Origin of the sequence: Pedobacter arcticus A12 (assembly GCF_000302595.1) — a bacterium.
Classification (GTDB): Bacteria; Bacteroidota; Bacteroidia; order Sphingobacteriales; family Sphingobacteriaceae; genus Pseudopedobacter; species Pseudopedobacter arcticus.
The window spans coordinates 94,454-120,583 of the sequence record NZ_JH947126.1 but is presented as its reverse complement, the minus strand read 5'-3'; the positions used below and the strand labels follow the sequence as shown (position 1 = coordinate 120,583).

Sequence of the window (26,130 nt, the reverse complement as noted above, 5' to 3'; positions counted from 1 at the left end):
CCTTATCTAAACTGCAACTTTATTTGCACTAAAGTCATTTTTCGATAATCTTTTACGGATGCGGCTTAAAGACTGCGGTGTTAACCCGAGATAGCTTGCAATTTGATACTGTGGAACACGCTGTAACAAATCTGGCCGATTTGTAGCGAAATTAATATAGCGTTGTTCTGGCGAAGCAATTTTAAAATCATCAAATTCAGCTTTTTGCTTTACCACTAATTCTTCAGAATAAGCCCTACATAGTTTTTCGAAACGCGGAAACTTCTTCATGATAATCGCTTCATCTTCGGCAGTGCTCACATTTACTAAACAATCCTCCAAACAATCTAAATAATGTTCCGCTGGTTTATTGGTTACCAAACAACTTGGTGTAAAATAATCTTTCTCTGTGTAAAAAGCATTTACCTTCTCTTCTCCATCTACCAAATAATAACTGCGCAAACAGCCCTTAACAACATAATAACTCACTTTCGAGAGTTGACCTTTTTTTAACAATATGGCGCCTTTTTTATATTGGCGAAAAACGTGTAAATCAGTAATTACTTGCCATTCTTCTTCGGAAAAGTTCATCACACTAAACATTTCGTTTAGGTATTGATTTTTTAGAAGTTCTACGTCTTTTAAATTCATCGAACAAACGGTTCCATATAAATTGGTATTTAGCTGTATCTTATACATAGAATTAAAACAGCGTGTGTAAATATATCCACTAATTTAAAATTTCCAAAACCACGTTGCCAACTTTTTGTCCGCTATCGACATAAGTGTAAATCTCTACAATATCATCAAGGTTTCGGTAGCTATCAATCACTGGTTTAAACATTCCGTTTTCTACCAAATCTTTTAAAAAGCCGATATCTTCTTTCGATAAGTCTGGAGGAATTGGAAACAATACTTTTTTTCTACTTTTCAACGCCCAATGTTTTAAAGCCAAAAATATATTTTGTCCGTTTTTCCCCAATTCAGTAGAAATGTAAATCCCGTTTTTATTGAGAAGAGGTTTGCAAGCTCCAAATGAAGTTTTACCAACCGCATCAAAAACAAAATCATAGGTATCCTTGAATTTTGTAAAGTCTGACTGCTGGTAATCTATCACTTTTGTAGCACCTAATGTTTTTACAAGTTCCACGTTTTTAGTGTCACAAACTGCGTTAATATTAGCACCAAAATAGTTTAAAAGCTGTACTGCCGAAGAGCCAATAGCACCCGTAGCACCATAAACCAATACATTTTGACCGGGTTTTACCTTTGCAACTCTAATAATATTTAAAGCGTAATGGGCACCTTCTGTTATGGCCGCCGCATCGTGTAAACTAATATTTTTTGGCGCAACGGCTACCGCTGCTTTGTAAGAAATAGTAGCATACTCTGCATGACCGCCGAAGGTTTTATCGTTATAGCCAAAGACCTTATCTCCTATTTTAAAACCCAAAACGTTTTTTCCGATACTTTCTACCACACCAGAAAACTCACAACCCAAAATTTGGTTTTTAGGTTTTAACAAGCCACTAAAAAAACGGGAAACAAAATATTCGGCACTTCTAAAGCCAGAATCTGTTCTGTTTACGGTTGATGCATAAACTTTTAACAGTAGCTCTTCATCATTGGGTTGGGGTTTAGAAACTTCTGCAAGGCTTGCAACATTAGGTGGACCGTATTTTTTATGGATAATGGCTTTCATTATTTAGTTTTATTTAGCACAAGCGATTATCGATATTTCTTGCACTTTTAATCAATATTTTTAATTCACAAGCACCTATTTCACGGTATACGTTAAAATATCCGTTTCTGATACACTAAAATATCCTAAGCAGAAATTGCTTTCATTACTTTGGTTAACCACGTTTCCTCTTATAGCAGATGATGGTGTTGGCTGGAAAGGTCCACCTCCGCCACCACTGGCAGTAGCTGTAAGTTTTTTCATATAGTCGAAATATCTTTCAGAAATTCCGTTCAGTTTAATTTCAATAGCGTCATCTTTTTTAAGCTTATCACTTCCATAGAGTCCAAACCCTTTCTTTCCATCAAAAAACTGGTCATGAAATACCTCGAAACTCGGAAAAGCAGAGGTCGAAGTTACAAACCTCACTAAATAAAAATTATTTTGAGCAATAGGGTCTTGAAAGTTCACTTTTATCCCATATTCGTCTCTATTTATTCCCAAATCTGACCTTTGCTCTACATTTTCAATCGGGCTAACCGACGTTAGTTTTTCTTGAGCTTTATAAGTTTCTCCCTTATAAACAATGGTAAGTGTATAATTTTCGCCAATTACGGGTGAAAAATTGGCACAAGTGTATTTCCCTTTTGTAGCAGTTTCTTCCAAAAACTCAAATTTGGTATTGGTGCTGTTGTTAATATAAACTATTGCATCAGATACTTTGGGAATTTCTTGACTATAATAACTAGTAGTAGTGCTTAAAAAAACTGATTGGCTTTTGCCGTTAGTGCCTTTTACCCAACTTAAAGTAGCGTCAACAACTAAACGAGATGGTTCTGTGCTTAATTTAACATCAATTACTTTTTCGCAACTGCTAAATATTAAAATGCAAAACAACATCAACAAAAAATATTTATTTTTCATAATCTTAGAATTTGAAATTATATGTAAAACTGGGTACAGCGCCGAAAATAGACAGTCGTTTTGCTTCGTTTTTGCCAGTTTCAACGTTCTGTGCAAAAGCAATTGCTGAAGCGTTTTGTCGGTTGTAGATATTATAAATACTAAAAACCCACTCGCCTTGCCAGTTCCTTTGTTTTTTTGGTTTTGGGGTATAAGTTCCAGAAACATCCAAATGATGGTATAAAGGCAAATTATTTTTATTACGTAAACCGTAATTTGGAATATCTATGTCTTGATATTTATATTTACTTTGTGGATACGTAACCGGTTGCCCAGATTGCAGGCTGAAAATCGATCCAAAACGCCATCTATCATTCCATTTATAAGTGGTTGTAATGGCTACATTATGCAGTTTATCTGATGCTGATTTGTACCAAGCTCCGTTATTAATTCCTATTTCTAATGCTGTTCTGCCTGGTGTTTGTTGTTCAGATCTAGATAAGGTGTAGGAAACCCAACCTGTTAATCTACCTACGTTTTTCCGCAACATCAGTTCCAAGCCGTACGATCTTGCAATTCCGTTTAAAACTACTTGCTCTATCGCTTTGTTGGCTATAAAATCCGTTCCGTCAATATAATCTACCTTGTTGTTTATGTGTTTATAAAAACTCTCTACCTCTAAAGAATAATCATCTTCTTTGAAATTTTGAAAATAACCGATGGCATATTGATCTAATGTTTGAGGTTTTAAAAACTGATCGCTTGGTGCCCAAATATCTAAAGGAGTGGGCGATTGCGTATTGCTGATCAAATGCAAATACTGCGTCATCCGGTTATAACTGGTTTTTATAGAATGGTCATCATCTAAAGCGTAAGAAATTGCTAGCCGAGGTTCCAAGTTGTTGAAACTGGCTATGGTTTCATTATTTTTATAATTTTTTACGCCTGTAGGTGTGGCTTTTTCGTAGATTTTTAAGTCGTTATTAAACTTAACAGCTTCATTATTGGCATAAGTCAATACATCTTTTTGTCCCATTCGGTAAAATAAACTATAGCGCAGTCCGTAATTTACAGATAGTTTCTTAGATACATTTTGCTCAACATCCAAGTAAACAGCTGGTTCTATAGCATACTTTTTAGCCAACTGCTCTTTATTAAATTGTGATGTTGATGTTGTTGGATCTATAGTTCGGGGGTTAAAATTATAATGCTGAGCGTTAAGTCCGTAGGTGAGTTTTAAATTATTATTGATGTAATGTTTAAAATCGTACTTTAAATTTAGATTCTTAATGCCGCTAGACCATTTAAACTCGGCAAGGCCAATCTCTAAACCGAAATAGTAATCGCTATAAATCACCGAAAGGTTAGAGAATAACTTGTTGTTAAAAAGCCTGTTCCAACGAACATTAAATACAGAGTTGCCGTAAATATTTACAAAATCTTTGTTCAGGTTAAAAACATCGCGTCCAAAGTATCCTGATAAATAAAGACTGTTTTTTAGATTGATTTTATAGCTGATCTTTGTATTTAAATCATAAAAATAGGCAGAACTTTTAATATCTGTAAGCTTTAAAAACAAGTGGGCATAAGAGCTCCTTCCGGCAATCAGAAAAGAACCTTTTCCTTGGTTAACTGGCCCTTCTGCCATTAACCTGCTAGAAACCAATCCAATGCCGCCACTAAATTTTAAATCGTTTTTGTTACCTTCTTTCTGGTAAATATCTAAAACCGATGATAAGCGCCCACCGAAGCGAGCAGGGATACCACCCTTGTAAAGTTTGATATCATTAATGGCATCGGCATTAAAAACAGAAAAGAAGCCGAATAGGTGCGATGAGTTGTAAATGGTGGCTTCATCTAAAAGAATCAGATTTTGATCTGCTCCTCCGCCTCTCACATTAAAACCCGATTGTCCCTCGCCTGCATTGGTAACTCCGGGCAATTGTAGGATAGATTTTATCACATCAACCTCGCCTAAAACCACGGGCATCTGTTTAATTTCCCTGGCGGATAGTTTGTTGATGCTCATTTCCGGTCTTCGTATTTCTGCGATACTTTTATCGCTATTTACCACCACTTCTGCTAAAGTTTGTTGGTTAGCTACCAATGAGAAATCCTTTTTCACACTCTGTGCAAGTGGAAGCGAAAACTCTTGGCTTACGAAACCTATATACCCGATATTGAGTGTATAGTTGCCTTTTGGTACGGTTAAAGAGTAAAACCCATATTCGTTGGTAGTGGTTCCACTTTTAATTTCTTTAATATAAACGCTTACGCCTATTAAAGATTCTGACGAGGACTTATCTGTTATTATACCGCTTACTGTTACTTTTTCTTGGGCCAATAAAGCGCTAGATAAAAGCAGCAGAAAAACGACTAGTTTAAATTTTACTGAAATTTGTGTCATTGATTATCTTTGTTTTTGATGCGACAAATTTAGGCAGATACGGTACTCAAATAATTACCTTAAGTTAAGAAATGAACGCTCCTGCTTTTACAACTTTGATTATAAATTTCGCTCTATAGAGTAACAGCAACTTTGTTTTTATTAAATAAATGACTTTTGCGATTTTAATTTCACAAACGTGTTCAAACAATATTGTAACAACTTAATTTTTACGTCTGGCGTAACTTTAAAGCTCCAAAAAATCATTATTAACTTACTCAACGAGCTAATAATAATGTGAACTAGGGGCGTTAATTATGATTACACAGCATAAAATCTGTAAAATCAAAAGTAGATTAGCACCTTTAATAAGGCAAAATGATGTTAAACATAGCTTTATTCGGTTTCTTTTTGATTAATTTTTATGCAGTTGCTTTACAGATTTACCTCAGTTAAAACACATTGAAGAAAACACGAAATTGTAGATTGTAAAAAAAACAAAATAATTCAAAAGGAATTTTTTGAAATTAAAATTTCCTTATATTTTTGTCTTACAGCAACACACAAAAAAATATTTTTTATTAGATTCTAAAAAGCATTAAATTAGGAACATAAAAGTAACCAAAATGGCAAAACAAACTAAACCAACCAAAAGCACTAAGCCTGTAGATACAGATGAAGATGATGCGTCTTTTGATGATCCAAAATTAAAAAGTAAGTTTTCTGAGGAGGATGAAGACGATTTCGATTTGCCAATGGATGATCTTGACGAATTAAGTTACGATGACGATGATGATTTTTAAATCATTATTAATATAGCTAATTTAGAAGCATTCAAAAACAATTGGATGCTTTTTTTATATCCAAAACATTATAATATATATGACAATTTTAGAGGTTGATTCTCCAAAAACAAAAAAAGATTTTTTAGATGTTGCCCGCATAATTTATAAGAATGATGATGTTTGGGTTTGCCCATTAGATAAAGATATAAACGCTGTATTTGATCCATCTAAAAACAGTTTCCACAGCCATGGAAAAGCTAAAAGATGGATTTTATTAGACGATAACAAAAAGCTAATAGGAAGGATTGCTGCCTTTATAAATGATAAAAAAGCAAATACTTTTGATGTACCTACCGGAGGAATTGGTTTTGTGGAATGTATAGATAATGGCGAAGCTTTTAAATCACTATTTGATACCGCAAAAGATTGGCTAAAGCAGAACGGTATGCAAGCCATGCAAGGACCGATAAACTTTGGTGAGAACGATACTTTTTGGGGATTACTGATTGAAGGCTACACGCATCCATCATACGGAATGAATTATAACAAGCCTTATTATCACCAACATTTTAAGGATTACGGTTTTGAGACCGACTACGAACAGATGACCAACCATTTGGATCTGCATAAAGAGTTTCCAGAACGCTTCACTAAAATTGCCAACTGGGTTTCTAACAAACCAGGTTATACTTTTGAACCTTTAGATCCAAAGAACTTTGCCAAGTTTGCTGAGGATTTTATGGAAATTTATAACGACGGCTGGAAGAACTTCGCGAACTTTGTACCTATTAAGCTAGCTACTGTTATGGAGAGCTTTGAGCAGATGAAGTTGATCATGGATCCCAAATTGATTTGGTTTGCTTATATAAACGGTGAACCAGCATCATTTGTGGTGATGTTGCCCGATGCTAACCTGATGATTAAACCTTTAAACGGAAAGCTTGATTTAATAGGAAAGCTAAAGTTTATGTATAGAAAAATAAGGGGCGTAAATCGGATGCGGGCCATTGTGATGGGAACCAAAGAAAAATTCCAGAAACATGGTTTAGAGTCGGCGATATTTATAAAACTTAAAGAATATGTTATACCAAAAAACCAATACAATGAATTGGAGCTTTCATGGGTTGGCGATTTTAACGATAAAATGCTAGCTATCCACAGCGCCACCGGTTCTGTTTTTGGTAAAAGACACGCAACTTTAAAATGTATGTTTTAAAACTATAATGGTGTTAAAAACAAAAAAGCTTCCTAGAATTTACGCTAGGAAGCTTTTTTTATGTGGTTATGTTTTTACTTATGGATTTTTGCTTCCACCAGCCTTTTTAGTTGCTACTGATTTAGTGTTGGTTTTAACATTTTTAGGCTTTGCTGTTTGAACCGTATCCTGTTTTGATACTCTTGGAGCTTCCTTTTTAGTCTCACCTTTTTCGTCAGTAGCTTCTTCAGTTTTTGGTTCTGCTTCTGTAAAGATCGGTAAATCTTTTATAATATGAAACCAGCTTACAATCTTTTTAATATCAGAAGAGTAAACCTTTTGCTCATCGTGATCTGGAGCAACTTCAAAAAAGAAAGTTCTTAAAACTTTACCATCAGCTTTAGCATCAGGAACGTTTTTAGCATCTGCCATCTTAGCAAAAACATCTTTAAGCCTTAAATCGTCATTCTCGCCGTAAACAGTAATATCTTCTAAAGAAGCTAGTTTAGCAGTAGAAATATTCACAATCGTTTTAGTTTTTTGATCGTCTAAGCTTTCTAAGATATAACCAGATTTATTTTGGCCAATTAATTTGTGCAATCCGGGCTTACCAGATACCGCAACAATTCCTGTTAAATTCATATGTTATTTATTAATCTTCAATTAGGTCAATACTGATAATTTTATCGCCTTGTTTAATCGCATCAACAACGTCAACGTTTTCAACTACTTTACCAAAGCAAGTATGGTTTCTGTCTAAATGTGCAGTGTTTGATCTGCTGTGGCAAACAAAAAACTGTGAACCGCCAGTATTTCTACCTGCATGTGCCATTGATAAAACTCCTCTATCATGGTATTGGTTTTCGCCATCTAATTCGCAGTCAATTTGGTAACCTGGGCCACCAGAACCTGCTTTATAAGCTGTAGCTTCTTCTTTAGAAAAAGGACAACCACCTTGAATCACAAAATCAGGAATAACACGGTGAAAAGTTAAACCATTATAAAAACCTTCTTTAGCTAGTTTTTTAAAATTTTCAACAGTTTTAGGGGCGTCATTATCGTAAAACTCAACAGTCATGTCGCCTTTTGCAGTTTTTATTATTGCTTTGCTCATCTTTAATTATTTTGTTAAGAGGTGCAAAATTAACAAAATTTTTTGCCCAGCTAAACGTTTTCATGCTTTATCCTTATTTTTAAAAAAATGAAAGCAAAATATATATTATTATTCCTCTTTTTTTTATCGATAAAAACCTTTGCATCCTCCATTTTAATACCAATGGATGAAGAACAAAGGAATCATTTAAAGGCCTACGGAATTGCATTTTACACCTTAAAAAACAATTTAGAAGTCGATTGGCTTTTAAATTACAAAGGTGGAAGCTTTTTGATTGCATATAATCAAAAAATAGAATCGGAACTTAAAATAAGAGGTGTTAGCTACGACGTGTTACCAGATGCAAAGGTTAACGCCATCCTTACCCAGATTAGCCAGGCAGAAGTGAATATGGATATTGTAAAGCTGGAGAAAGCACCTAAAATTGCGGTTTATTCGCCAAAGAGCAAATTACCATGGGATGATGCCGTGACATTGGTACTAACTTACGCCGAAATCCCATACGATGTAGTTTACGATGAAGAAGTAATTAGCGGAAAACTGCCAGAGTATGATTGGTTGCATTTGCACCACGAAGATTTCACTGGTCAATACGGTAGGTTTTGGGCCAATTATAGAAACGCCAGCTGGTACCAAGAAGATGTGCGTAACCAAGAAGCTATGGCAAAAAAGCTAGGTTTTAATAAGGTTTCTTTAATGAAACTGGCGGTAGCTCAAAAAATGCGGGATTTTTGTGCGGGTGGCGGTTTTTTGTTTGCCATGTGTTCGGGTACGGATAGTTTTGATATCGCTTTGACCGCAGCCGGAATTGACATATGCGAACGTATGTTTGATGGTGACGCCGCAGACCCACAAGCGCAATCTAAGTTGGATTATACAAAATCCTTTGCCTTTCAAAATTTTAAACTGGATTTAAACCCCATGAATTACGAGTTTTCGGATATTGATGTTACACAGACCAGACAAGTAGATAGAACCCGAGATTATTTTACACTTTTTGATTTTTCTGCAAAATGGGATGTGGTACCTACCATGCTTACCCAAAACCACGAAAAGGTAATTAAAGGCTTTATGGGGCAAACAACCGCTTTTGCATCTCCCTTATTAAAACCCGACGTTTTGGTGATGGGCGAACTAAAATCTGCAAGTGAAGCAAGATACATTCATGGACAATACGGCAAAGGGCAATGGACTTTTTATGGTGGCCACGATCCAGAGGATTATCAACATTTGGTGGGCGACCCTCCTACCGATTTAAGTCTGTACCCAAACTCGCCAGGTTATCGCTTGATCTTGAACAATATTTTGTTTCCGGCCGCTAAAAAGAAAAAACAGAAGACTTAGGAGTGATTTTGGGAAGTAAATAAGTAAAAAGTGTCAAGTAATAAGTAGAAAGTAATAGGTAATAAGTATAAAGTAGAAAGTGTCAACTACCGAATATAGGTTATTAGGATATGTGATTTAAAGGGCCACTTCGTTTGTAGCTATTACCGGTTAATGGTAGTTTCATAATATTTTTTCATCATTAACTCGGCTGCTTTGTTTTGCGGAGTCCAGTCATGGTTTTTTGTGGAATCCATTCTTCTGAACGAGCTGTACCACTTCCAAGCAAAGCCTCCGGCAAACCAGTCCTCTTTCCAAAAGGTTTGGTACAAAGCATCATAAGCAATGGCTTGCGCCTGATTATTGATTGGCGCCTGCTCATTTTCTTTTTCCCAAGAACGCCATGCAGCTTGATCCATACTTCTGTAACCATATTCGGTAAAAAGAATAGGTTTTCCTTTTTCGGCACTAAATGCACTTAAGCTTTTTCTAATTGGTTTCCACGATTTTAGCAACTCATCAACTGTTGGGCTTTTTGAATCAGAAAGTGGAAAATAAGCGCTTATGCCGATAAAATCCAGATCCTCCCAAAAAGAAACTGCTTCATAATCATCCCAATTTGCACAGTAGGTTAATTTTCCTTTGTAAATCTCACGTACTTCTTTGATTAGGCTTTTCCAGAAAACCGGACGATTTTTAACAGCTGTTCTATACTCTGTACCTAAACAAATCATTTCAATTTTTTCGTCGATAGCAATCTGTGTAAGCAACAAAATGTAGTTTCTGTAATCGTTTTCCCAAGTTTTCCACTCGGCTTCAGATTGTAGGTTAAAATCGCCAATCCATCCGTTCTGTAGCCAAACATGTGGCTTAAGCATTACTTTTAATCCAGCTTGGTGGGCTTGTTTGGCATTTTCTTTAATTCCAGCAGGTGATTCTCCCCAATATTGATACCCATAATCATAAGTTACTTTATTGCTCCCTGCTTTTGTAAACGCATAAGGCACCAATGCTACCCAATTACAGTTCACGCTTATTAAATCATTGGTCCATTCATTACTTATTGCTTTTGGTGGCGCAACAAAGTTTACTCCGTTTACTTTATCGGAAGCTTGTATTTTAATTTTTTTTATCGGAAGTCTTTTATTTCTAGCGCTAGATTCGGAATAATTACAAGCGGTAAAACAAGTGAGTCCGAACAACAAAAAATTGAGAAACAATAAGTTGAAAAGGCTCTTCATGTTGTAAAAAGAATTATTAGGTAGGCTTTTCGTACTTCCGAAACCAGCTTCTCATCTTAAGTTCAATAACACCTAAAAAAGCTTCTCTAAAAATACTTGTACTCATTTTGGATGTTCCCTCGGTTCTATCGGTAAAAATGATGGGAACTTCTACCACTTTAAAACCATGTTTAATAGCGGTAAACTTCATTTCGATTTGAAAGGCATAACCAACAAATTTTATTTTATCCAAGCGGATGGTCTGTAATACCATACTTCTGTAGCATTTAAAACCTGCTGTTGCATCCTGAATATCAATTCCGGTAATAAACCTTACGTAAACCGAGGCGAAATAAGACATCAATACCCTTCCCATTGGCCAGTTAACCACATTTACGCCTTTAATATAACGAGAGCCAATAGCTAAATCAGCGCCATCTGCGCAAGCTTGTCGAAGCTTCAATAAATCTTCTGGATTATGTGAGAAATCCGCATCCATCTCAAAAATATAGGCGTAATTATGCGCTAAAGCCCATTTAAACCCGTGAATATAAGCAGTACCTAAACCAAGTTTGCCCTTACGTTCTTCTATATAAAGGTGACCGTCGTATTCTCCCTGGAGTTTTTTGACAATCGAAGCAGTTCCATCGGGCGATCCATCATCAATGATTAAAATATGGAAAGCGTGATGTAGAGAGAATACTTTACGTATAATTTTCTCTATGTTTTCTTTCTCGTTATAGGTTGGAATGATGACTAAGCTATCCGGCACTTGATGATTTTTTTATGAGGGTGCAAGGTAGTGTTTTTAGTGAATACCATGCATCCATTTATTCAATTTTGGAGTTAACAACAATAGTACAGCAGCAAACGCACCCACCACAAATACGCCCCAAATTAAATAGGTTTGTGTGTAATTGAGCAAAGTTTCTTGTGCGCTTAACACTTTTCCGTTGCCTTCTGCTGCGGTTAATGTGCCAATAATTCCGGCTAGTTTATTTCCTAATGAAATAGATAAAAACCAAGCTCCCATTACAAAACCAACAATTTTAACTGGCGATAACTTGGTGATCATTGATAAACCTACCGGTGATAAACAAAGCTCTCCAATGGTTACTAAAAGGTAAAGTAAGGCTAAAAATACCATTGGCACCAGTCCATCCGCATTAGCGAAAAATTTAGCGCCTAATACAATTACCAAAAAACCAGCTGCTAAAAAAGCCAAACCCAAAACAAATTTCATAGAGGTACGTGGTTCTTTACCTTTACTGCGCAGTTTAATCCAAATCCAAGAAAACAATGGTGCCAATACCATGATATAAAATGGGTTAAAACTGGTAAATAAAGAAGAAGGAATAATTCCGCCGCCAATACTACGGTCGATATTTCTTTCTGCAAAAAGGGTTAATGAACCACCTGCTTGCTCAAACAATGCCCAGAAAATAGCATGGAAAAAGAACAGGACAATAACAACCAACAAACGCTGACCTTCCACCTTATCGGGATTTCTTAGGGCTTCATATAGCAAATAACCCACGATTATAGCACTAATGGAAAGCATTAACGTACTCATTAACTCATTTTGATTCAGCAATAAAGCACAAACAGGGATCATAATTAATGTACCTATGTAAACAATGGCTTCCCAAGATAAACCCAAGGGTTTGGCAGGTTTTAAGGTAATTACTTCTGGCTTTAAACCAGTGCCTTTAAACACTTTACCACTCAATATAAAAACAATTACTCCAACAGCCATTCCAATGCCAGCCAAGCCGAAACCATAATGCCAACTAATCTGCTCACCAACGTATCCGCAGGTTAAAGTTGCTAAGAAGGCACCAATGTTAACACCCATGTAAAAAATGGTGAAAGCACCATCTTTACGGGGATCATTTGCATCGTAAAAAGTACCTAAAAAACTAGAGATATTTGGTTTAAAGAAACTGTTACCCACAATAATCAAGGCTAAAGACATAAAGAACAAAGTGTTACTGCCTTCAAAAGCTAGGGTAAAATGCCCCAGCATCATTAATATACCGCCTAGTACAATGGCTTTTCTAAAACCGAAGATTTTATCGGCTACTAAGCCTCCAATTACTGGGAATAGGTAGACCATTGCTGTATAAGAACCGTAGATGCTTAAAGCTTTAATATCAGCACCTTCCATGCCTTTAAAAAGTACTTTAACCATATAAAGCGTTAATAAAGCCCGCATTCCGTAGTAGCTGAAGCGCTCCCACATTTCGGCAAAAAACAATATAAAAAGTGCTTTAGGGTGCGTTTTTCTGTTTGAAATGATGACAAAGGGAACCCAGATTAAAACGAAAATCCAGCCAATGATTAAGGTCCATTTTGCGATATCCATAGTGTAAAATTATACGGTTTCTATTTGTTCGGTATTTTTTAAAGGATTGTTTATTTGATCTGGAACTGCGTCTTCTGCACCGTGGGCCAATCTTTTCAAAGGCTTTATGATCAATAACACCAATAATCCAAAAATGGTACAGAAAATAGCAATACCAGTAAATATCTCTAATTCGCCCGCAGTTTGTGAATACTCACCTACCCAGCCCGAAACATAATTTCCCATTCCGGTTGCTGCAAAATAGGCACCCATCATTAACGAAGCATACTTTAGCGGTGCCAGCTTGGTAATAAAAGACAATGCAACCGGAGAAGCGCAAAGTTCGCCAATGGTGTGGAACATATAAGCTAAAACCAACCAATACATGGCAGACGAGCCATCAGCTTGAAACTGCATAGATGCCGCACTCATAAAAAAGAAACCCCATCCCATAATAATGGTACCTATTGCCATTTTAAATATCGATGATGATTCTTTACCTTTCTTTTTACGTTTGTACCAGAATGCGGCTACTGCAGACCCTAAAGTAATGATGAAAAAAGAATTAACAGATTGAAACCAAGGTGCGGGAATTTCGAAATTAATAAACGAGAGCATGCGGTTTGTTTTTTCATCGGCATATAAGTTCATTAAACCGCCTGCCTGTTCAAAAGCGCCCCAAAACACAATAATCATGATAAATGATAGAAACATCACAATCATACGGTCTTTTTCGATTTTTGTAAGTGGATTTTTAGCCGCTAACCTTTCAGATTCTGGTAAAGACGCGGTAGCTTCTCCTACGCCGACCAAATGTTTTTGGCCAAGCATAAAAACCAATTGACCAATTGCCATTCCAATTCCGGCTAAACCGAAACCAAAATGCCATCCGAAATTTACACCTACCGAGCCTACTAAAACACCTGCTATTAAGGCGCCAATATTTATCCCTATATAAAATATGGTAAAAGCTTTATCTCTTCTGTCATCATTTTGCGCATACAAACCACCAACCATGGTAGATATGTTTGGTTTTAAGCAACCAACGCCAGCAACAATTAAACACAAACCTAGGTAAAATGCCCACTCGGCCCGAATGGCCAAAATTCCATGACCCGCTACCAATAACCAACCACCTAACATCACGGTCTTTTTTTGACCTAAAAGCTTATCGGCTAAAATTCCACCGGGGATAGACGCGATGTAGACCAATGCCGTATAAGTACCATATAAACTTAAAGCTTCAACTTTTGACCAGCCGAAACCTGGATTTACACCACTTGCAGAGGCTACTAAAAACAAAACCAGTAAAGCCCGCATTCCGTAGTAACTAAACCTTTCCCAAAGTTCGGTGAAAAACAAAATATACAAGCCCATAGGATGCCCAAATAGCTCTTTTCTATTATCCATATATTTATAATTAGTTTTTATTGATTGAGGTTAGATTTTCTTAATATCAATAATAGATATTTTTTCTTTTAATTAAATATCATCAAGTAAATTTATATTATTTGTTATGGATTTATTACAAAAAATAAAACGTTTTAATTGTTGAGAGCCGGTGCTGTATTTTGCTTGTCTTTAGAAGGATCAATAAAAAATTCGTCGGCCTCGTCTGGCAAATTGGTGAGCTTTAGGTTGTCCTGAAAAATCCATTTTCCTTGCTTAAACTTTAAACCGTCATAAGATAAATCTGGGGCGTAAAATTCTGTCATACCTTCTGATTTTTTATCTGGTGCAACCAGATGATCAAAAACAATCATATTTTCGTCTTTTACGTACCTAAGTAACATGGATGCATTTTTCACATAATCAAAGGTCATCCGGTTTACAAACTGCTTGGATTTAGGTTTTGATTCTAATACTGCCGAGCCAAAAATCGGCTTACCATCGATAAATTTCAGGGTTTCTATTACTTTACTTGAAGACAGACTGTTTTTCCCTTTCCAGCCTAGCAATATAAAATAAGGGTCTTTTATACCGGCAACTGGTATAATCTGATAATAAACAGCACCCAACCATTTCTTCGTTTCAAGAGTGGCATCTTCCAAACCAGTAAGTTTAGTTAAGCTTTGTGTATTATCTAACAAAGGATAAAGTTCTAATTGGTTCGGGTTGTTAACTTGGATGGCTCCAAAATACCGGTAACTGCCATCGTCTGATTGTGTAAACCAGGTGATTATTCTGAATTTGTTATCGTCGGCTTTTTTTATTGCAACAAAATCGCTTAGATTTTTAAAAGAATAATAGAAAGAGTTTTTCTCTTTTAAAGCCTCTACCAAGGTTTTAATGAACTTGTAATTGGCTTGTATCCTATTTTCTTCCACAGAATCTCGGGCAATTACAATCCCGAGGTTTTTTAGAGAATCTTCGTAAACCGAGAGCTTATTTTGGGCGAAAGAATAACTTGCTTGTAATACAAATATTAATAGGATGATGTTTTTTTTCATTCGGGGTATTAACACAGGTTTTCAATTACAGTTCAACGCCGTATAATTAGCATTGAAATTTTTATTGACTTCGAATTTAACATTATTTTGTGGAAGCGCATAAATTATGATAAGTAGCAGGAACCTGTTTTACTTCGATCTTTTTTGCGTTAACGATGGAAGTGGCATCCTTTTTTTGCTTCGGCTTTGTGTTTAAGGTTAAAAAAGATACAACGTACAGCGTGTTTAAACGCCCAAACTAATAAAGCCTTTTTAATAAGTTGTAAAACGTAAAACACTCGATAAATAATTTATCTTTAAATTTGAATAAAATTTTAGATTTATTAAGTGGCTGATATCAACAGAAATTCCCATAAAATTATTTACAGAAAATACACTTCTGTGATTAAATATGTCCTGATGGCGCTCTGCGTTGTTATTATAACCGCAGTATTGCCTAAACATGCCAAGTTTAAATATGAATTTGAGAAGGGAAACGTTTGGTTACATGAAGATTTAGTATCGCCCTTTAATTTCCCGATAAGAAAAACTACCGATGAGATCAAGAAGGATAAAGAAAGTATTTTAAAATCCATTTTACCAGTTTATGAGTTGAATGAAAAGGTTTTTGATGATCAATCTCTACAATATCAGACAGATTTTGAGGCCAAATGGCGAAATACTGGTTTAAAAGATGATGCGCTAAAAGCTAAGAATTTCGACGTTGGATTTAAAGTATTGGAAAGTGTTTACAAGCAGGGCGTTATAGGATTAAATAAAAGATACCAGCGAGATGGTGAGCAGTATATAATTTCATTATTAAGAGGAGGCGTAGAAACCCAAGTAAGTACCACTACACTGTTAACGCAAACCACGGCGGTAGCTAAGGTAGCAGATGAACTGGTGAATGATAAAAACATTCAGTCGGACCTATTGCTTGCTGTACTTAAAGATCGGATTACCCCGAACATAATTTATAACGAATCATTTACTGAGAAAATTGAAAAGCAGGCGCTGGAAAACTTGTCTTCTACCCGAGGAATGGTGCAAAAAGGCGAGTTGATTGTAAGTAAAGAAAGTACGGTTTCTGAGGAAATATACCAGAAACTGGAGTCGTTACGGCTTACTTATGAGGAAAGCATTACTACACCAAGTGACCGCAAGCTGACCTTATTTGGTCAGTTTATTTTGGTGGGAATGGTGATTTGTCTTTTGATGGTGTTCTTGAATCTTTTTAGGAAAGATATTTTTAACGATAACCGCCAGATTTCTTTGATTTTAATGGTGGTAACAGGGATGTTGGTGTCTTTATCATGGGCTATAAACATCAAATTGCCCAGCTTATATTATATTCCGTTCTGTATTGTCCCTATTATCATTAGGATTTTATTTGATACGCGTTTGGCAATGAACATCCATTTATTGGTGGTGCTGATTGCGAGTTTCTTTTTACCAAACAGTTTTGAGTTTGCTTTTTTACAGATTACAGCCGGTATGGTTGCTATTTATAGCATTAAAAATTTGGTGCGTAGAGAACAGTTTTTAATATCGGCACTATTGATATTGGTGAATTATTTTGTGGCATATTTGGGCATTTCGTTGATTAGAGAAGGAACTATTGCTGCCATAGAATGGGCTAAATTTTGGCCTTTTGTTTTTAGTGTTCTGTTAAGTTTATTGGCTTATCCCTTAATTTATTTGTTTGAGAAACTGTTTGGAATTACTTCTGATATCAGCTTGATAGAGCTTACCAATACCAACTCTCCGCTATTGCGTGAACTTGCATTTAAAGCACCCGGTACTTTCCAACATTCTTTACAGGTTGCAAATTTGGCAGAATCTGCTATTTTTAAAATCGGTGGAAATGCTTTATTAGTGAGAGCTGGCGCACTGTATCATGATATCGGTAAAATGGATAATCCCCAGTTTTTTATTGAGAATCAAAATAAGGGCTTAAATCCGCATGATAAATTACCTTACGAGGAAAGTGCACAGATTATTATTCGCCATGTGATTAACGGGATTGAAATGGCTCGTAGAAACAATTTACCAGAGGTAATTATCGATTTTTTACGTACGCACCACGGGAACACCCGAGTTGATTATTTTTACCAGTCGTTTTTAAAAAATTTCCCCGAAAAAATTGTAGACGAGAATACTTTTAGATACCCGGGCCCTATTCCTTTTACTAAAGAAACCGCAGTTTTAATGCTTGCCGATTCTGTAGAAGCAGCCTCAAGAAGTTTAAAAGAACCTGACGCAGAAAGTATAAATAGCCTAGTTGAACGCATAATTGACTATAAATTGGAGCAGAACCAATTAAATGATAGTAATATTACTTTGAAAGAAATCGAGACTATCAAGCTGATTTTTAAGACGATGCTGATGGGCATCTATCATGTGCGTGTGGAATATTTAAAATAGTTTGAAAATTTATTTTCGTAGCTGCAAAGGATTACTATATTTGCAGACCCTTAGACAATCGGTTAGCCGATAATTAAGGATTGGAGAGATGCCTGAGTGGCCGAAAGGAACAGTTTGCTAAACTGTCGTACTGGCAACGGTACCCTGGGTTCGAATCCCAGTCTCTCCGCAGATATTCATATCATACTTTATCAAAAGCCTGCAGATCAAATGATTGCAGGCTTTTCTGTTTTAGATGTACGATCAAATTATTCTCATCTTAAATGAGCTTAATCGAGAGTATTTTTTTCTGGAAAAAATGACTCTTGATTGAACAGTCAAGAGATTGAATATAAACCCGTTCAATTAATGAGTAGCTTGATTTTGGTTAGTTGCAAAACTATTTTTTTTGAACTTTAATTGGGATACAGCATTCTTGAAAAGTTAGTAGACAATAAATCTGACTCGGAATGGCTAGAAGAAATCGATACCATCTGGTTTGGGAGAATATCGAAAATAAAACTATTTTCAATTTTTCTATTTCACAATTCACATCATGGTATCCAAATATCGTCTAGCATCTAATTTAAGAGTTCACAAAAAAAAACTTTTAAATTAAATCTTGGGTTAGAAAATCAGGACTCCGTCCGAAGAAAAAAAACTTGAAATAAGCTCCGTTACAAATCCACCACAAAACATATTCTATTTCCCTTTGAACGATACTAAGTCAAGTCCATTGTTTTTCTATACAAATCCAAATACTCATCCACATTCTTTTGATAGTTAAATTTCGATGAATATTCCATTGCCCGTATAGATTTTTCTTCGTTATGTTGTTTGATACCGTTTAAAACAACGTCTTTCATCAACTCTGGAGTAAAATCATCCCAATAAGAAACATGTTCACCGCCAATTTCCGGCAAACAGGTTAAGGTTGAAACAACAACATGCTTACCATACTGTAAAGCTTCAATTACAGGCAGTCCAAAACCTTCACATATAGAAGGGAAAAAAAATGTCTCACAGTTTTTGTATAGCCATGCTTTTTCGCTATTATCAATAACCCCAGAAACAAATACATTTTGCAATTCTTCTGACCTCTTCTTCATATATTGCCCGTATTCTCCTGAATAATTGCCACAGATATAAAGATCATACTCCGGCATCAGCTCCATCATATCAAGTAAAACATGAAAGTTTTTCTTTTTTAACACCTCGCCAATTGTAAAAAAGAACGGACGTTTTTTATTGACAAAATAGGGTGCTTTAGACGATATCGAAGGTAAATATTCAACGCCGTTATAGATTACCTTAACTACTTCTTTATCAATGTTTAGATGTTTTTCCAGATCGTCTAATACATAATAAGAAATTGTAGAAATGGTATGCGCCCTTCTTACTTTCTTATTAATCCGATTTAGATCTACTCGAGCCTCATGCACATCTTTTTCATATACAAAGTTAAGATCATGGATGGTTAATAACTGCTTTTGGAAGCGACTGATTTTATAAGGAGAATGTTGATGTATAGAATGCCACAAATCATAGTTAGAGTATAGCTTATAAAACTTTTTCCGCCACTTGGACATGGTTACATACTTAACCTTATCGCCAAAATAGCCTTCAAAATTATTTGGCACTAAAAAATAGAAAGTAAAAGGTTCATTTTGCAGCTCTCTTTTAACCAGTTCGAGTGCAAAATTTAAAGAAACTTGTCCCAACCCGCAGTGGACATTCTGTAAAGCAGATAAATCAATTAAAACGGATTTATTTATTTTAATCATATTAAGATAGAAAATATTTTAGCTGAATTTTAATCGCTGAATGTTTGCATGTCAATCAACTTCTTATAAAGCCCATTACGCTTAATCAGCTCAATGTGCGACCCACGCTCTAAAATTTTTCCCGATTCTAACACAATAATCTGATCTGCTTTCTGTATCGTACTCAGTCTATGTGCAATAATAAGCGTAGTTCTATTTTTCATAAGGTTGTTTAAGGCATCTTGCACCAACTTTTCCGATTCCGTATCTAAGGCAGATGTGGCTTCGTCTAAAAGCATAATCGGAGGATTATTAAGTACCGCTCTTGCGATGCTAATTCTTTGCTTCTGGCCTCCCGATAACCTCACTCCCCTATCTCCCGTATTTGTTTGATAACCATCGTCCGAACTCATTATAAACTCATGAGCGTTTGCAATTTTAGCAGCGGTTTCTACTGCTGAATGAGAGGCATCTGTTTTGCCAAAAGCAATATTGTTGAAGATAGTATCATTAAAAAGAATTGACTCTTGATTAACAAAGCCCAAATGTGCTCTCAAAGAATCCATAGTTAAATGATGGATAGGAATGCCATCTATTAAAACCTCACCTTTTTGAGGCACTATAAAACGAGGTATTAAATCCATTAAAGTAGATTTCCCACCTCCAGAAGGACCAACAAGTGCAATAGTTTTACCCCTTGGAATCACTAAATTGATATCATCTAAAATCAACCGCTCTCCATAGCTGAAAGAAACATTTTTTAATTCTATAGCGGTGTCAAAAGAATTGAGCGTAACTGCGTTTGCCTCGTCTTTAATTTCGGGTTTCATACTGATCAGATCAAGGATACGCTCACCGGCCGCAAGTCCTATATTTATCCCGGTAAATGAATCAGAAATAGCTTTTGCAGGTCTGGTTAACTGAGAAAAGATACCAATATATGCGATAAACTCTGCTGCTGTTAGTTCCGAAGTACCGTTTAATACCATTCCTCCGCCGTAAAGCACTATAAAAGTCACCATTAAAACCCCTAAAAACTCGGAAACCGGTGAGGCTAATTGTTGCTTTCTGGCAATCTTTTTACCAAACTCCGAAAAGTTTTCATTTTCCTGATTAAACTTCTGTTTGATGAAAGGGGTTGCATTAAAAGCCTTAATTATTTTAACCCCAGACAATGCCTCTTCAAGGTAACTCACCATTACACCAAAAGAAGCCTGAGATCCTGACGCTTGTGCTTTCAAACTCTTCACCAACCTTGCAATAAACAAAGCCGAAATAGGAATAAATAGAATGGAAAAAAATGTAAGTTCACGAGAAATACTAAATAATGCTACTAAATAAGCGATTAACTGAAACGGTTCTCTAAAAACTACCTGTAAAGTTCCTGTAACGGTAAATTGTACAACTTGTACATCGTTAGTGATTTTTGAGATAATATCTCCTTTCCGCTCGCTATTAAAAAAACCAAGGTGCATATCCATCACGTTTTCAAACACCGCTTTTCTAATATTTAAAAGGGTATGGATCCGCAGGTTTTCCATTATTCTTTGCGAGAAATACTTGAAAACATTACTGAGCAAAACAGAAATAATGATGATGACACATATGAACTTTAAGGCACCATAAGTACCATAAACCTGATTTATCTGCTGTGCATAATAATTAAAGTTATCTAAAAGGTTCCAAAAGCTTTCCGGTTTTTCTTCAATGACCTTAGCGTCTGTGGCATTGAATAAAAAAGTTAACAGTGGTACAAGAAGAGCTAGGTTTAAGGTATTAAAAACAACTGCTAAAAATGTGGTGATGATATAGGGTATAGCAAATTTTTCAATTGGTTTGGCAAAAGATAATAAGCGGAAATAAGTTTTCATTAACTTGAAAAAGGATAAAAATAAATAAGGTAATTTTAATTAGTGGATAAGTTCATTATAAACTTTTAAGTACTCATCGGCTGCTTTTTCCCATGTAAATTTATTGGCTTGCTTAAAAATTTCATCATGCAGATTAGAGTTCTCAAAATCATTTAAACCGGTATCTAAAGTATGTGCCATTTCTTGTGGGTCAAAAGAGTCAAGATAATAAGCCACCTCTCCTCCAATTTCTGGTAGTGAAGTATGTTTAGATAAAAATACTGGCTTACTGAAGCTCATTGCTTCGATCACAGGTAAGCCAAAACCTTCTGCAAGTGAAGGAAAAAAGAAAGCACTGCAGTTCTTATACAACCATATTTTCTCCTCTTCAGAAACTGGGCCTAAAAGTTTTACCCGATCTGCAACACCCCATTTCTGCGCCAATTCTAAAATTAAACTCACGTATTTTTTACAAGAAAAATTTCCTGCAATGACCAGATCAAAATCATTATATCTCATCATAGGTACCAACACATGGAAATTTTTCTTGGGCAGTACGGTTCCTATTGTAAAAAGAAAAGGCCTTTTAACGTCTCTTGCGTTTTCAAAATTAGCGGGTAAGCTTAAATCTAAAGCCCCTCCGTTATAAATTACCTTAATGGTTTTGCCCTTTAAATCAAAATTATTTTCTATATCCCTCTTTACATATTCTGAAATGGTTGTTACCACCTGGGCTCGGGTTATATTATTCTGAATTTTAGAAATCTCCATCTTAATTTTATCAGCCTGATCTTTTTTCTCAATCAAAAAATTAAGATCATGAATGGTTAAAATCAATTTTGGTTTATTTGAGGATGGTATATATCGAGATACTTGGTTGGTTGTATGACAAATATCGAATTGTTTGAAATTAGGTTTCAGTAGCTTATGCCACGTTTTTTGTATAAAATATTTTGGATTATGGCCAAAGATATATTCATCTTTTGCTGGCACATAAAAAGTTAAATCCTGAGCGTCAGATTTTCTTTTCAACAGTGTTGAGCCAAGTTTGGAACAAAATGTATGTAAACCAGTATTGGGGTATTTTAAACGTTCAAGGTCTATTAAAATATTACTCATAATCATCCACACTCTTTTTATAAGCCCCATACTGTGTTTCTTACTAAATTGATACAAAGTTTTAAAAAAAACTTTGTATCAATAGTTCGATTATCCGTAATTCAGTTTTTCCTCTTAAAAATAACCTGCCTTGGTTAGTATTTAGCCTTTTTGGGTTCTTTCTAAGACGATCCGAAAATGTAATCGAAAAATATTTGCGCAATCACATATTTTCATATTTTTTTTTGAAACCAAATGACAGCAAATAAGAAAATATGAAGACGAGGCGGAATGTATTTCAGGCAATTGCCGATTCTAAAAGGCGGGCAATTATCTTGCTATTAATTGTTGGTTCAATGACACCAAATGTGATAGCAGAAAATTTTGATTCCGGCAGGAACAAATTCTCCGGATGAAAGCAAAGCAATTCGAGATACCGGAATAGCCATATCTAACTGAGTATAATTGTTTATGGATTCATTTGATTGATTAATTGTTACACTCTGACAGCCTCTGTTTTTCATTTCAAGTGTAATCCCGCTATACCCGTAGCGTCCCTTATGCGCATTGTATATGTCATTTATATCTTTCTTGGCAACTTCATGTTCGCCCGGGCAACAATCCCTTTGCGCCTTGATAAATGATTTTGGTCAACCCATTTCCTTATCAGCGATGTTGATAAATCCCATTTTCTTGATAAGGAACCGATAGAGTTTCCATGTAGATTATCCTTTATAATCTATAACCCAAATTCTGCGTTTTGATTCCTGTTTTTTGCCATAAAAATGCCCCAAATAGTGTCTAATTTTTTGGGGGCAGTCTAAAAATGCAGGCTTTTTTTTAGATGTATGGTCAAATTGTTCAAGTATTCTCGGATCAAGCGCAAAAATACAGTTTTACCTCATAAAAACCATATTACTTAACCTGTACCTCAAAATTTTCCTTACGCCAGTTTGGACCAATTTTTTCAATCATCCAAAACGGAGTTTTTTCTTTCCCCCTTACCTGATAAATTCCATCTGATTTGACCAAATCTTCTTTAAGACTCTCAAAGCCTGCTATTAAATCCGTTCCTTTTTCCTTATTGTTTTTTACGATACTATTTTCTAGTTTTTCGTTATAAACAATAAGCTTGGGTGTGTTTACAACAATATTTTCTTCTAAGATAACACCTATTGGAGGCATTACTCTTATACTGTCTTTACCAGAACCTATTTCAATCGCTACTGCGCAATTTACAATCACGTTGTCGGTAATAACAGCATTTTTCACCTGCCAATATTTAATCAGTTCGGGGTTTTTATAAGCGTTCATCAAAGAAATAGCAGCTCTTAGCCCGGTGCCTTTTATACCGTATAAATAATTGTTATATACTTTGTGATTCTCACCAATAACCCTAATACCGCCGGTGTTTTTGATATAGTTACCTATGAAATAATTGTTCGAAGCTTCAGAATTGTTGCCGTGGCGGAAGGTTAGCGTACCTACACACTCATAAAACAAGTTATTTAAAACCTTATTATAACAAGATTTAATAGAAACAGTTTCTGTTTCACCATTGCAACTATCAAAAATATTATTTTCTACCGTGGCGTATGAATCATGCATAGACCATTCACTGGTTCCAATTCTGATAATTTCTCCCCCATTTGCTTTTAAATCTGGGCGTGGACCAAAATAATTATGGTCTATCTGCGTGTAATTTGGTTTGTCAGACAACCAAACTACCAATACAGGCTCTTGATGTGCTTTACCCGAAAAAGCGCAATGATCTACTTGACCACGCGTCCCAAAAAGTGAGACCCATGTATAATGGAAATCTTTATCAGGATGATTATAATCAATAATACTGGAATTGGTGAGCCTGCAGTTATTGGAGGTTTTTGTAAACGTAACCACTGCGTCCTTCTCAGAATAACCATCGGCAAAGGCCAGGCCGTCCACTATCAGATAATCACCATCGATCTTTAGGGTGGAGTTCCCCGAAGAGACCACTTTACCGGGGTTCTCCGTTGTCAGCGTGATCGGTTGTTGTGCTGTTCCTTTTCCCCTGAAAACGATCTGCTGGTTCTTCCAGTCACCTGCTTTCATAATCACCTTATCACCCGGAACAAGCTTTAGGGCCGAGATTTCCTGTGCGCTTGCAACCCTGTAATCTTTGGCGTTTGCACCGATTACAAACAGCATACCTAAGGCTGTAAGTTTTGTGTTCTTTAAAAACTGTCTCATATCTTCTATTGGATTACGGGTTGGTTGTTCTTTAATCGGTTTGACCTGGTCAGTGCTTCCAGATAATAGTAATCAGCATAGCTCAACGGCTCGTCAACTTCGGAGTTATGGGGCTTGGAACCGGTGCTGTGCAGCAGGATAAAGCCTCTGTTCGCTCCTATCGGCGAGGTATAGGATGTACTCAGGCTATACAGGATTTTCTCTGCTTTTTCAAGATAATCGTTCTTCTCTTCTGTGTAGGTGCTCAGCTCAAACAGGGCCGATGAAATCAGCGCTGCCGCGGATGCATCACGGGGCTCGTCTGGAATGTTCGGCGCATCAAAATCCCAGTAGGGTACTAAGTCTGATGGCATATTTCTGTTATTGAACAGAAATTTAGCAATATTCTGCGCCTGCAGAAGGTACTTTGGATCTTTTGTCTCGCGGTAGCACATGGTATAGCCATAAATTGCCCAGGCCTGTCCCCTAGCCCAGGCGGATGCATCGCTATAGCCCTGATGGGTATTCTTCTTTTCCACCGCTCCAGTTTCCGGGTCATAATCTACCACATGCCAGGTACTGAAATCTTTTCGGAAGTGGTTCTTCATGGTGGTGTTCGCATGTGCAACGGCTATTTTGTAGAAACTGGAATCACCGGACAGTTTTGTGGCCTCAAACAGCAGTTCCAGGTTCAGCATATTGTCGATGATCACCGGAAAATCCCATTTATCACTGTTGTGGTCCCAGCTGCGGATCGCTCCTACCTTTGGGCTGAACCGTGTTGACAGTGTTCTTGCAGCCTGTATAACCACTGCTTTGTCATGCTGGTTTTTGTTCAGGCGGTAGGCATTGCCGAAACTGCAGTACACCTTAAAGCCCATATCGTGGGTCTTTCCGTTGAATTTCTCCTGCTCAATCTTTGAAGTAAACTTAATAGCTTCTTGTTTCCATTTATCATTTTTCGTCAACTCGTACAGATACCATAATTCTCCGGGAAAGAAACCGCTGGTCCAGTCTTTGGAGGCGACCAGTTTTAGTTTACCATCTTCTAAAGTCCGTGGAGAAACCAAGGTGCCGTTTTTGTTGTTGGCTTTTGCAATTTCCTGGAGCATCAGCGTGGTCTGTTTTTCTGCCTGATTTACTTCTTTTTTGAAGTGGAGTTTTTGGGAGCAACTGCTGAGGGTTATTGCTATTAATGTTAGTAAGGATAGGATTGTATTTCTCATAGTATTGTTTTTTTTAACCACAGAGGACGCGGAGGTCACAGAGCTGGGCTGGTTGTATCTTTTTGTTTAGTTTTTCCTTTGTTTGCTATGTGGTCATCATCTGATTCATTACAGGTACAGTAACGGATATTTGATCGGTAAATTTCTAATTACTTCTTCAACCTTAGGTTGGTGCTCCAGACTTTTCCAGGTGCTGAACCATTTCTGGTCTTTATAGGCATTA

20 protein-coding genes and 1 tRNA gene are annotated in these 26,130 nt (G+C 36.3%); 5 read left to right on the top strand and 16 right to left on the bottom strand.

The window, feature by feature from the left end; genetic code table 11:
* Nucleotides 1-6 precede the first annotated feature (6 nt).
* The 4 genes from B176_RS0107355 to B176_RS0107340 all read right to left on the bottom strand — a co-directional run bounded on the left by B176_RS0107355 (nt 7) and on the right by B176_RS0107340 (nt 4,970).
* Nucleotides 7-678: a Crp/Fnr family transcriptional regulator gene (locus B176_RS0107355; protein ID WP_017258150.1), complete on the bottom strand. Its 672-nt coding sequence runs from the start codon at nt 676-678 to the stop codon at nt 7-9.
* Between the two features lie 31 nt (nt 679-709).
* Entirely contained in the window at nt 710-1,681 is a 972-nt protein-coding gene (locus tag B176_RS0107350) for an NAD(P)-dependent alcohol dehydrogenase (RefSeq protein ID WP_017258149.1), read from the bottom strand.
* 75 nt (nt 1,682-1,756) lie between these two features.
* A complete protein-coding gene (locus tag B176_RS0107345; RefSeq protein ID WP_017258148.1) occupies nt 1,757-2,584 on the bottom strand; it encodes a DUF4249 domain-containing protein in 828 nt (275 codons plus the stop codon).
* Nucleotides 2,585-2,588: 4 nt separating this feature from the next.
* Nucleotides 2,589-4,970, bottom strand: a complete 2,382-nt coding sequence (locus B176_RS0107340; RefSeq protein WP_017258147.1) for a TonB-dependent receptor — start codon at nt 4,968-4,970, stop codon at nt 2,589-2,591.
* A gap of 605 nt (nt 4,971-5,575) precedes the next feature.
* Between B176_RS0107340 and B176_RS20920 the strand changes: the two genes are divergently transcribed.
* Both B176_RS20920 and B176_RS0107330 read left to right on the top strand, forming a co-directional pair.
* Nucleotides 5,576-5,752, top strand: a complete 177-nt coding sequence (locus B176_RS20920) for a hypothetical protein (protein WP_017258146.1) — start codon at nt 5,576-5,578, stop codon at nt 5,750-5,752.
* Between the two features lie 79 nt (nt 5,753-5,831).
* Nucleotides 5,832-6,950: a hypothetical protein gene (locus tag B176_RS0107330; protein WP_017258145.1), complete on the top strand. Its 1,119-nt coding sequence runs from the start codon at nt 5,832-5,834 to the stop codon at nt 6,948-6,950.
* A 78-nt stretch (nt 6,951-7,028) separates the two neighbouring features.
* Here B176_RS0107330 and B176_RS0107325 read toward each other — a convergent pair whose 3' ends face one another.
* Nucleotides 7,029-7,571: a DUF5606 family protein gene (locus B176_RS0107325; protein WP_017258144.1), complete on the bottom strand. Its 543-nt coding sequence runs from the start codon at nt 7,569-7,571 to the stop codon at nt 7,029-7,031.
* Between the two features lie 10 nt (nt 7,572-7,581).
* On the bottom strand, nt 7,582-8,043 hold the full coding sequence (locus tag B176_RS0107320) for a peptidylprolyl isomerase (protein WP_017258143.1): 462 nt from the start codon (nt 8,041-8,043) through the stop codon (nt 7,582-7,584).
* A gap of 162 nt (nt 8,044-8,205) precedes the next feature.
* Between B176_RS0107320 and B176_RS0107315 the strand changes: the two genes are divergently transcribed.
* The gene (locus B176_RS0107315) at nt 8,206-9,387 is read left to right on the top strand and encodes a hypothetical protein (RefSeq protein WP_017258141.1); all 1,182 of its coding nucleotides are present in this window, start codon (nt 8,206-8,208) and stop codon (nt 9,385-9,387) included.
* A 143-nt stretch (nt 9,388-9,530) separates the two neighbouring features.
* Here the strand turns inward: B176_RS0107315 and B176_RS0107310 are convergent, their stop codons facing one another.
* The 5 genes from B176_RS0107310 to B176_RS0107290 all read right to left on the bottom strand — a co-directional run bounded on the left by B176_RS0107310 (nt 9,531) and on the right by B176_RS0107290 (nt 15,380).
* Complete coding sequence (locus B176_RS0107310) at nt 9,531-10,607, bottom strand: glycoside hydrolase family 113 (protein WP_017258140.1); 1,077 nt, start codon at nt 10,605-10,607, stop codon at nt 9,531-9,533.
* A 16-nt stretch (nt 10,608-10,623) separates the two neighbouring features.
* Nucleotides 10,624-11,358, bottom strand: coding sequence for a polyprenol monophosphomannose synthase (locus tag B176_RS0107305; protein ID WP_017258139.1), 735 nt, complete (start codon nt 11,356-11,358; stop codon nt 10,624-10,626).
* A gap of 36 nt (nt 11,359-11,394) precedes the next feature.
* Nucleotides 11,395-12,951 (bottom strand): peptide MFS transporter, encoded by a 1,557-nt coding sequence (locus B176_RS0107300; RefSeq protein WP_017258138.1) that lies wholly within the window; start codon nt 12,949-12,951, stop codon nt 11,395-11,397.
* Between the two features lie 9 nt (nt 12,952-12,960).
* Nucleotides 12,961-14,340 carry a peptide MFS transporter gene (locus tag B176_RS19170; protein ID WP_017258137.1) on the bottom strand — a complete coding sequence of 460 codons (1,380 nt, stop codon included), beginning with the start codon at nt 14,338-14,340 and terminating at the stop codon, nt 12,961-12,963.
* 134 nt (nt 14,341-14,474) lie between these two features.
* Nucleotides 14,475-15,380, bottom strand: a complete 906-nt coding sequence (locus tag B176_RS0107290) for a hypothetical protein (RefSeq protein ID WP_017258136.1) — start codon at nt 15,378-15,380, stop codon at nt 14,475-14,477.
* Between the two features lie 399 nt (nt 15,381-15,779).
* On the opposite strand from B176_RS0107290, the gene B176_RS0107285 reads away from it, so the two are divergent.
* Both B176_RS0107285 and B176_RS0107280 read left to right on the top strand, forming a co-directional pair.
* The gene (locus B176_RS0107285; protein ID WP_017258135.1) at nt 15,780-17,783 is read left to right on the top strand and encodes an HD family phosphohydrolase; all 2,004 of its coding nucleotides are present in this window, start codon (nt 15,780-15,782) and stop codon (nt 17,781-17,783) included.
* Between the two features lie 82 nt (nt 17,784-17,865).
* A tRNA-Ser gene (locus tag B176_RS0107280) sits at nt 17,866-17,952 on the top strand.
* Nucleotides 17,953-18,484: 532 nt separating this feature from the next.
* Here B176_RS0107280 and B176_RS0107275 read toward each other — a convergent pair.
* From B176_RS0107275 to B176_RS0107255, 5 genes are all read right to left on the bottom strand, one after another.
* Nucleotides 18,485-19,546: a glycosyltransferase family 4 protein gene (locus tag B176_RS0107275; protein ID WP_017258134.1), complete on the bottom strand. Its 1,062-nt coding sequence runs from the start codon at nt 19,544-19,546 to the stop codon at nt 18,485-18,487.
* Nucleotides 19,547-19,575: 29 nt separating this feature from the next.
* Nucleotides 19,576-21,396, bottom strand: a complete 1,821-nt coding sequence (locus B176_RS0107270; RefSeq protein ID WP_017258133.1) for an ABC transporter ATP-binding protein — start codon at nt 21,394-21,396, stop codon at nt 19,576-19,578.
* Between the two features lie 39 nt (nt 21,397-21,435).
* Nucleotides 21,436-22,494 (bottom strand): glycosyltransferase family 4 protein, encoded by a 1,059-nt coding sequence (locus B176_RS0107265; RefSeq protein ID WP_026063208.1) that lies wholly within the window; start codon nt 22,492-22,494, stop codon nt 21,436-21,438.
* An 894-nt stretch (nt 22,495-23,388) separates the two neighbouring features.
* Entirely contained in the window at nt 23,389-24,702 is a 1,314-nt protein-coding gene (locus B176_RS0107260) for a polysaccharide lyase 6 family protein (RefSeq protein WP_017258131.1), read from the bottom strand.
* A gap of 5 nt (nt 24,703-24,707) precedes the next feature.
* A complete protein-coding gene (locus tag B176_RS0107255) occupies nt 24,708-25,907 on the bottom strand; it encodes a glycoside hydrolase family 88 protein (protein WP_017258130.1) in 1,200 nt (399 codons plus the stop codon).
* Between the last annotated feature and the right edge of the window lie 223 nt (nt 25,908-26,130).